The organism is Leptospira terpstrae serovar Hualin str. LT 11-33 = ATCC 700639, from assembly GCF_000332495.1.
In the GTDB taxonomy this organism is placed as follows: domain Bacteria; phylum Spirochaetota; class Leptospiria; order Leptospirales; family Leptospiraceae; genus Leptospira_A; species Leptospira_A terpstrae.
In genome coordinates this window covers 364,239-372,285 of sequence record NZ_AOGW02000018.1, presented here as the reverse complement: position 1 = coordinate 372,285, position 8,047 = coordinate 364,239, and the positions used below count along the sequence as shown (strand labels likewise).

Below are 8,047 nucleotides of genomic sequence, written 5' to 3'. Positions count from 1 at the left end.
ACGCACACACGAAAATCTGCCAATTTCGATCGTCTCTTACTTTTATCCTTACTCCTACTTTTATCGAGGAGGTTTTATTAAAAAAAATAGACCCTATTATATTAATAATCTTCATCCGTATAATGAAGATATTCTAAAAACTGGAAATGATTTTCAAATGTGTATTAGAAATATCATTTCATTTAATGAAAGCAGTCAAAAAAACAAAAATATTCTAGAAATTATTACACCAAGAGATCTTACTATAAATTTCACCTATGATTTCGATAAAAAATTCGTTTTATATAAAAATGAAGAAATGGAATTCTCAGCTAAGTAGGAAAATTCCTGTATAAAAAAAACGGCGTATAACAGCGAGGAAACGCTGCGCTTCGGCACTACGGCCTCGCTTGGGCTGCGCCACATTCCTCTCCGTCACGCTTCTTGCTACGCAAGAAGACGCGCCGACGCTAACGCCTCTGCGAGGCTCAGCTACGAGGAACGTCGTCTCCCCTAGTTCGTTATGCGAAAGTTCATAAACATATTCTTAAAATAGGAAAATCAATATACTTTAGCCTAAAAAAAATATTTATATTAAAGCATACTTTGACGGTTATTCCCAAACTTAAACATTCAAATATCAGATGATTTTCATAACAAATAGAAAGAGAATGAATACTATTTTTCTAATTGCTTCTATGATCAGGAAAGATTTTAAAAAATTTAAAGTTTAATTATTATAACGGAATTTAAAAAATAATTCTAAGTGTGATATTAAAACGACAATTGAGTTAAAGAAGATGGAATTTTTAACATTTAACAAAATTATATTTTCAATAATTAATCAGTTAGACTACGTACTAATAGATTTAAAAGAAGCAAAATATTCTAGAAATTTTCATATTGCAAAAATTAAGAAAAATAAAAGTTCGGATGCTGAAATATATTTAATTTGTTCAATTTTTGGAGATATTGCTTTTAGCGAAAAATATATAGAGAATTCCTGGGATTTCATTTTTATCGATTGCATCGAAATTGCAATTTTTTTAAGAAATATATATAACATCAGTGTTCTAACAAGAAATGAACTAAATGGCCTATTCATAGAAAGGTCATACATTTCAAGCAAGGACGTAGATTATTGGAAACCAGAAAACCTTGGGAAAGGATTATTTAATTATTGGGACTAATTTTCCTTAATAAAAATGAACCTTCGCATAACAGCAACTAACCGCTGCGCTTCGGGAGTTCGCCCTCGCTTGGTCTGCGACACATAGGCTTTCTGTCACTCGCTTGCATACGCAAGCTCCGTGCCAGTCCCTAACGTCCCGTTCCGGGACTCAGGGTCAGCCTACGTCGGTTAGTCTAGTTCGTTATTTGCAATTTGGCAAATTTTAATTATTTATATTTTTTCAAAAGATTTTCTGTCCAAACATCATCAAGTAATGCAAGGCGATTTCGATCTAGACCTTTCAAAAAAAAGAATTTTCTATATTCACTATGTCGGAGAAAATCCAATAACAAGTATTCCTTGAATGGAATTAGAGGCCGATTTATTCTTCTAGCTTCTTCAAAAATTCTTACTCTATTAATTCTACCTGTTTCTAACTTTTTATCGGCAGCAGATATTAAATCAGATGGAGGCAAATCTTCTAATCTAGAAGCCTCGGCCCAAAGTAAGTCAAGCATGATCAAACTTCTTCTACGAATACCCTCATGATAAACTAACCAAGCCTGTATTTCAGAACGAATATTCATATGTTTCTTACTAACAGTAAAATTTTCATCTCGAGTATTTTCAAGAAGTCTCTTTAATGGCAAACTATGCCGCAATAACTCAGTTCCAAATAAAGGGTATATATCTTGAATGTTAAGTTGCCCTTGCAAAATTTTCAAACATACTCCGCTAAAAAAAGGAAAGAAAGATTTTGCAGAATCTAAAGCCCAAATTGTTGGCGATGACATTTTTGATTTTGACAAAAGAACTTTTAACTTGTTAATTTCATTTTTAGGTAATATCTGATAATATTCATTAGGACTCCTTCCTAAAAAAACTAATACTCCGAGATTATACTTGGTTGTAATAAATTGTTTTCGAAATTCCTCAATTAGAACAATTTGATTATGCCGATGTTGAATAAAAAGAAAAGCAAATTGAGCGAATCCTATAAAAACCAAAGCAGCAGTTGCGAAATTTGAAAATGTATAATTTTCCATTTCTGCCACTTTCTTTATAAAATCATATGATATGCAATTAAAATATAAAAATCAATGGTAAGACAATCTATAAGTTATCAAAATTGTTAATACGCCACACTGCAAATAACAACGGGGAAACGCTGCGCTTCGGCACTTACGGCCTCGCTTGGGCTATGCCACATTCCTCTCCGTCACGCTTCTTGCAAGCAAGAAGACGCGCCGACGCTAACGCCTGCGTCCGCAGGCTCAGCTACGAGGAACGTCGTCTCCCCTAGTTCGTTATACGCAATGATTTTAAGGAAACATATGAAAACTTCAAATATATTTTTAACGACAATTACAATTCTAGTCCCTAGTTTACTGTTTACTTTCTTCTTGTATAATACAAGGGTCTCTCCCGAAGTAAACATAATTCTAAAAATTGAAGAAAATACTTCAAAACCAAATCTAAAAGATTTAAAGATATCTAAAGATAGTTTAATAGAAATAGAAAACGTGTTAGAAAAAACAAATAGAAAAGAAACTATTGAACATCTTATTCCAATTTTTGAAAGGGAAAGAGAACATTATATTCTATTAATATCCATCATTAGTTTAATTCTAGCGGTAATTTCAACTTACTTTATATTTACAAGATTTGTAGAGAAGGAAGAATATATCGTCATCCAACAATCAATAAAGAATATAGATAAAGAATTTAAAGAATCCTTATTAAATTTAAAATTTAACTTAGTTATGCAAGAAATTATTCTAACTTCAGCAAGTTATGAAAAAAAGATGATTCTTTTAGATTACGATACAAAAGAAAAAATCATAGATAAAAGTCAGTTTCTAAAATATTTAAATGATGAAATAAATGATACAATTCAGCCTCTATCAGAATTTATCACTAGTAAAAATTTTCACAAGATTTACCCTGTATTATTCAATTATACCAATTCGATATGTATTTACTGTGATCACAAAAAATATGAAACGTTGTTATTTGACAAATTAACAGAAAATACAATTTACCAAACATTAATAGCCAATATTAAACGTATCATAGGAAACAATAACTTTTTTGCAATGAAAGAAAATTGGAACAAAGCGCACCCAACAATTATATTTTAATCTAAAATCACTGCGTATAACAGCGAGGAAACGCTTCGCTTCGGCACGAGGCCTCGCTTGGGCTGCGCCACATTCCTCTCCGTCACGCTTCTCGCTCCGCAAGAAGACGCGCCGACGCTAACGCCTGCTCCGCAGGCTCAGCTACGAGGAACGTCGTCTCCTCTAGTTCGTTATGCGTAATGCCATAAAATATACTAATTAAAAACAATTTATTTGCTATGAATATTCAATCAAGTTTTGATCACTTTCTTATTTATTCCAAAAACTTAGAAAATGATTTCGAAAAGTTTAAGAGAAAATTTGATTTTCCAATAATATATCCTGTAACAAATTATGGAAGCTTCAAAAGTGCAATGTTCTCATGTCGAAATTCAATAATTGAATTAGTAAATTTTGACAATCCTGCAATACCGAATTCTTTAAAAAATAATAGTCTTTGGTTTTCGGGATTTGCACTAATTTCAAGTGCATCTATCGAAAATATAAAAAAAGATCTTCAAAATTTAAACCTTAGTGTTTCAGACATTATTATCCAATATGTAAAAAATAAAGAAGGGGATTCGATTCCTATTTCAAAAATTCTTTTAGTTAACAACTTAATTCAGAATCTACAAATATTTTTTATTGAATATCTAAATAGTTTTCTCTTAAAAATATTCGAAGAAGTTTCTAAAATTTCAAAATGGGAAATAGTAAACTTCAAAATCAATGAAGAACTAAAAGAAAGAATAAAAAATCAATTAATTCAAATAGGTTTTACTTCTTCTAAAGATTTAATATTTTCGGACATGAGAAAAATTCAATTTTCATTTGAAAAATCCAATTCTGAAATCCCAAGGATTAATTCTTTTAATATAAAATCGGAGAAAGAAATAATTAATTTAGTCGAATTTTTTGAAGTATAATGGCACTACGCATAACAGCGGGGAAACGCTGCGCTTCGGCACTTACGGCCTCGCTTGGGCTGTGCCACATTCCTCTCCGTCACGCTTTCTTGCGATCGCAAGAAGCGCGCCGACGCTAACGCCTACTACGTAGGCTCAGCTACGAGGAACGTCGTCTCCCCTAGTTCGTTATACGACATGCTAAAAACTTATTCTAAAAACAAAATAATTAATGAAAAGTAAACTGCATAAATTCTTAATTGCGTTGCTTCTAGTTTACCTATTATGGAATTGCGTAAAAATCAAAGCATAGAAGACGATTCACAAATTAGCATAAATGATGCTCAAAAACAATATTCTAGCGTTGTTTTCTTAAATACTACTCAATACTTCCCGAATCAATCTTTATATTATCCTTTTACACTAGAATCATTCGATTTCAGATGTTATCGAGATATTCATTATGATAAATCTCATTTTCAGACATGCATGAAAAACATTCTTATCTTTAATTTTAAACCAAAAACAACCTTTGCTCTGATTTCAAAAATTGACACATTTAAAGAAACATTATGTGATTTGAAAAAAAATATTCTACTCACGCTTCTATTACTAAGGGAGAATTAAATCTTTATGAAATTAACGCGTAATTTAATTTCTTTATGCATAATAATTTTTAGTTATGCTTCAACAATCCTAGGTAAAGAAAAATTCAAGCCAGAGTTTGATTATTCAATTAATCGCAACTATTTGTTTCAAGATTGTGAAGAGAAAAAGAAATGTTACGAAAGTTGCAATGACATTCCAAATTATGCTATGTTTTTTAGCTTATTCACACATTCTGTTGATTCCGATATCTCAAAGAAAATAAAAAATTCATGCTTAAGTGACTGCTCAAGAGTTCTTTGTTATAAAAATTTCAAATAGACATTTTAGCACGTCGTATAACAACGGGGAAACGCTGCGCTTCGGCACATGGCCTCGCTTGGCCTGTGGCACATTCCTCTCCGTCACGCTTCTCGCTTCGCAAGAAGACGCGCCGACGCTAACGCCTGCATCCGCAGGCTCAGCTACGAGGAACGTCGTCTCCCCTAGTTCGTTATTTGCAATGTGACAATTTAAATTTTAAAAAATTATGAATAAAGAAGATTATAGCATAAAATCCCATAAAGAGTTAGGAGAGTTTGTCGAATCCTTAAAGAAAAATCCACAAAACTATGACAAACTATTAGATTTTTCTCATAGAGAATATTTAGAAATAAAATCAATATTTGATCTATTAATGCAAATTTATAATGAATTTGATATTACAAATGAAATGGATTTAGCTTTAAAAAAATTAATTTCCAGATTCTATTTAAGCTACAATACAATAAATCTGATTGGTAATTTCAAAACAAAAATTTATAATAATACGCTAAAACTAGATGATTTTTCAATCGCAGCAATATTAAGAATAATGTTGGAAATAGAAATTAAAACAACTTTCATTTTTAGTCACAATATAACTGATCCAAATAAAACTGCATTCAAGTTTAACATATGGAAATATTGTGACCTTAAAAGCAATTCATACAAATTAATTGGACTAGAAAGCAGCGAATTAAGCATAGAAAATCTAAATAATATCTTGTTGTACATCACATCTAATTCCGAATACAACAATCTTTCAAAAGAATCAAAAAACGCAATTGAAAGGGGAAATTGGTCCAAATTTCATAGCGGTTTTCTATATCCAAATTCAGAAGCAAACCAAAGTATTGTAACCTCATTTTGGTATATGCACTTCTCAACATTTATACATACATCATATAATAGCATCGAAGCTATAGAATCAGAAAAATCTAGCTTAGAAAATATGCTCATATATTTTGGCCTAGCTTCTTATATAGGAAAAAAAATCCTTATTTTACTAAATTCAATTGAAAATAAGGCTTTGATTAATACAAATTCAATATACTCCCTCCATCTAGAGGAAAAATTTACCGAATGGAACAAAGAATTTGAAGATATTCGAATTTTTGATTCAGATTTAACAGTAAAATAGTCACACTGCAAATAACAGCGACTTAACGCTACGCTTCGGCACAAGGCCTCGCTCGGGCTACGCCAAATTGTCCTCCTGTCACTCGCTCGCATACGCAAGCTACGTGCCAGTCCCTAACGTCCCGTTCCGGGACTCAGGGTCGGACAACTTCGTTAAGTCTAGTTCGTTATACGCAAGCTGCTAAAACATAATTATGATTAATAATATTCCAAAGGAAAAAAGCAAAGATTCAGGGATCTATGCCATAAAAAATACTATAAATAATAAAATATATATTGGATCGACAACGTATTTTAGACTTCGATATAATAAACATTTTTTTGAATTATCTTCAGGAAAACATCCATCAAAGCATTTATTGTCATCGTATAGAAAACATGGCAAAAATTCATTCACCTTTAATATAGTCGAAATAATAAGACCTGAATCATTTCAGACAAAAGAACTCTTTGAAAAAGCAATAGTTGAACGTGAAAACTATTTTATAAATAAATTCCAATCAAATAATAGGAATTTTGGATATAATTTAAGAATCTCGGCTGAAACAAATCGCGGTATAAAACATTCTTCACAAGCCTTAACCAGAATAAAAGGTAAAAAAATATCCGAAGAAACTCGAAAAAAAATGTCAGCAAGCAGAATGGGTGAAAAACACCATTCGGCGTTAATAAAGGAGAAAGATGTAAAAATGATTAAATTACTTATACATTTTGGGTTCAGGAATACTAATATATCAAAATATTTAAATGTCAGTAAATCAATTATAAATGATATAAAAAACAATGGTTCCTGGAAAAATGTTTTTCTAACCAAGAAAGACATTGAATCCTTTGATGAAACAAACTACCATTTAGATAAAAAATCCTGGCTAGATAAAAAATCAGTTCTTTTAATCAAATACTTATTGGGATTAAATATTCAAAAATCTATTATAACAGAATTTAGTGGAGTTCCTTACTCAACCGTTAAAGGAATTCATTCAGGAAAAATTTATGGTAAAATAAGATTAGAGGAGAAAGATATTAAATTTTTTGAGAATTCAATTAACACAGAAGACATAAAAGAATGTGAGATAAATCATAATACTAAATTAAATAATAAAAGAAAATCCAAATCTCTAAAGGGATCACTTAACCCATTAGCAAAATTGAAAGAAGATGAAATAATTGAAATCGCTGAACTGTTAAAGAATAAAAAATCTCTTAAATTTATTTCCGAAAAATTTCAAGTTGGTATTCATACAATATCGAAAATAAAAACGGGACAAAATTGGTCCCATTTAACTGGATTTGAAAACAAGAAGAAAGGTCTCTTAAAAGGCGAAGATCATCCTAATATAAAGCACTCTAACGAAGTAGTCATTAAGGTCATTCACCTATCAAAAATTGGAAAAACTACAAAAGAAATTTGCAATCTGCTCAATTTAGACAAATCTTTTGTAAACAGAATAAAATCGGGAAAAACTCGGTCATATTTATATGAAAAATAGCAGCCAGCGTATAACAACGGCGAATCGCTGCACTTCGGGACTTACGCCCTCGTTTGGGCTACGCCACATTCCTCTCCGTCACGCTTCTCGCTCTGCAAGAAGACGCGCCGACGCTAACGCCTGCTTCCGCAGGCTCAGCTACGAGGAACGTCGATTAGCCTAGTTCGTTATGCGCAAGAAATGAAAATTGTTTAGAATAAAAACTTAGCAAAATTTTAATTATGATAAAATTTGGCAGAAGATATTTATTAAATTAAAAATTGAAGATTTCAACACCAAAATTCTTCATCATTAAATTAAGATTGGAATTAATGTGATCCAATTATTCTCGCAGAA

Annotated in this window: 6 protein-coding genes and 1 pseudogene; 6 read left to right on the top strand and 1 reads right to left on the bottom strand. The window is 31.5% G+C overall.

Features of this window, described 5'->3' with window-relative positions; all coding sequences use genetic code 11:
- Positions 1-319: pseudogene (locus tag LEP1GSC203_RS20045) on the top strand (hypothetical protein); the annotation flags it as partial.
- Positions 320-779: 460 nt separating this feature from the next.
- Complete coding sequence (locus tag LEP1GSC203_RS17985; RefSeq protein WP_039938363.1) at positions 780-1,169, top strand: hypothetical protein; 390 nt, start codon at positions 780-782, stop codon at positions 1,167-1,169.
- A 208-nt stretch (positions 1,170-1,377) separates the two neighbouring features.
- Here the strand turns inward: LEP1GSC203_RS17985 and LEP1GSC203_RS17980 are convergent, their stop codons facing one another.
- The gene (locus LEP1GSC203_RS17980) at positions 1,378-2,196 is read right to left on the bottom strand and encodes a hypothetical protein (RefSeq protein WP_002975468.1); all 819 of its coding nucleotides are present in this window, start codon (positions 2,194-2,196) and stop codon (positions 1,378-1,380) included.
- Positions 2,197-2,484: 288 nt separating this feature from the next.
- On the opposite strand from LEP1GSC203_RS17980, the gene LEP1GSC203_RS17975 reads away from it, so the two are divergent.
- The 4 genes from LEP1GSC203_RS17975 (at position 2,485) to LEP1GSC203_RS19480 (ending at position 7,711) form a co-directional block, all read left to right on the top strand.
- Complete coding sequence (locus LEP1GSC203_RS17975) at positions 2,485-3,291, top strand: hypothetical protein (protein WP_002975221.1); 807 nt, start codon at positions 2,485-2,487, stop codon at positions 3,289-3,291.
- Between the two features lie 218 nt (positions 3,292-3,509).
- Positions 3,510-4,196, top strand: coding sequence for a hypothetical protein (locus tag LEP1GSC203_RS17970; protein WP_039938361.1), 687 nt, complete (start codon positions 3,510-3,512; stop codon positions 4,194-4,196).
- Between the two features lie 1,114 nt (positions 4,197-5,310).
- Positions 5,311-6,222, top strand: a complete 912-nt coding sequence (locus tag LEP1GSC203_RS17965) for a hypothetical protein (protein ID WP_002975308.1) — start codon at positions 5,311-5,313, stop codon at positions 6,220-6,222.
- Between the two features lie 193 nt (positions 6,223-6,415).
- Complete coding sequence (locus tag LEP1GSC203_RS19480) at positions 6,416-7,711, top strand: GIY-YIG nuclease family protein (protein WP_002975252.1); 1,296 nt, start codon at positions 6,416-6,418, stop codon at positions 7,709-7,711.
- Positions 7,712-8,047: the final 336 nt, after the last annotated feature.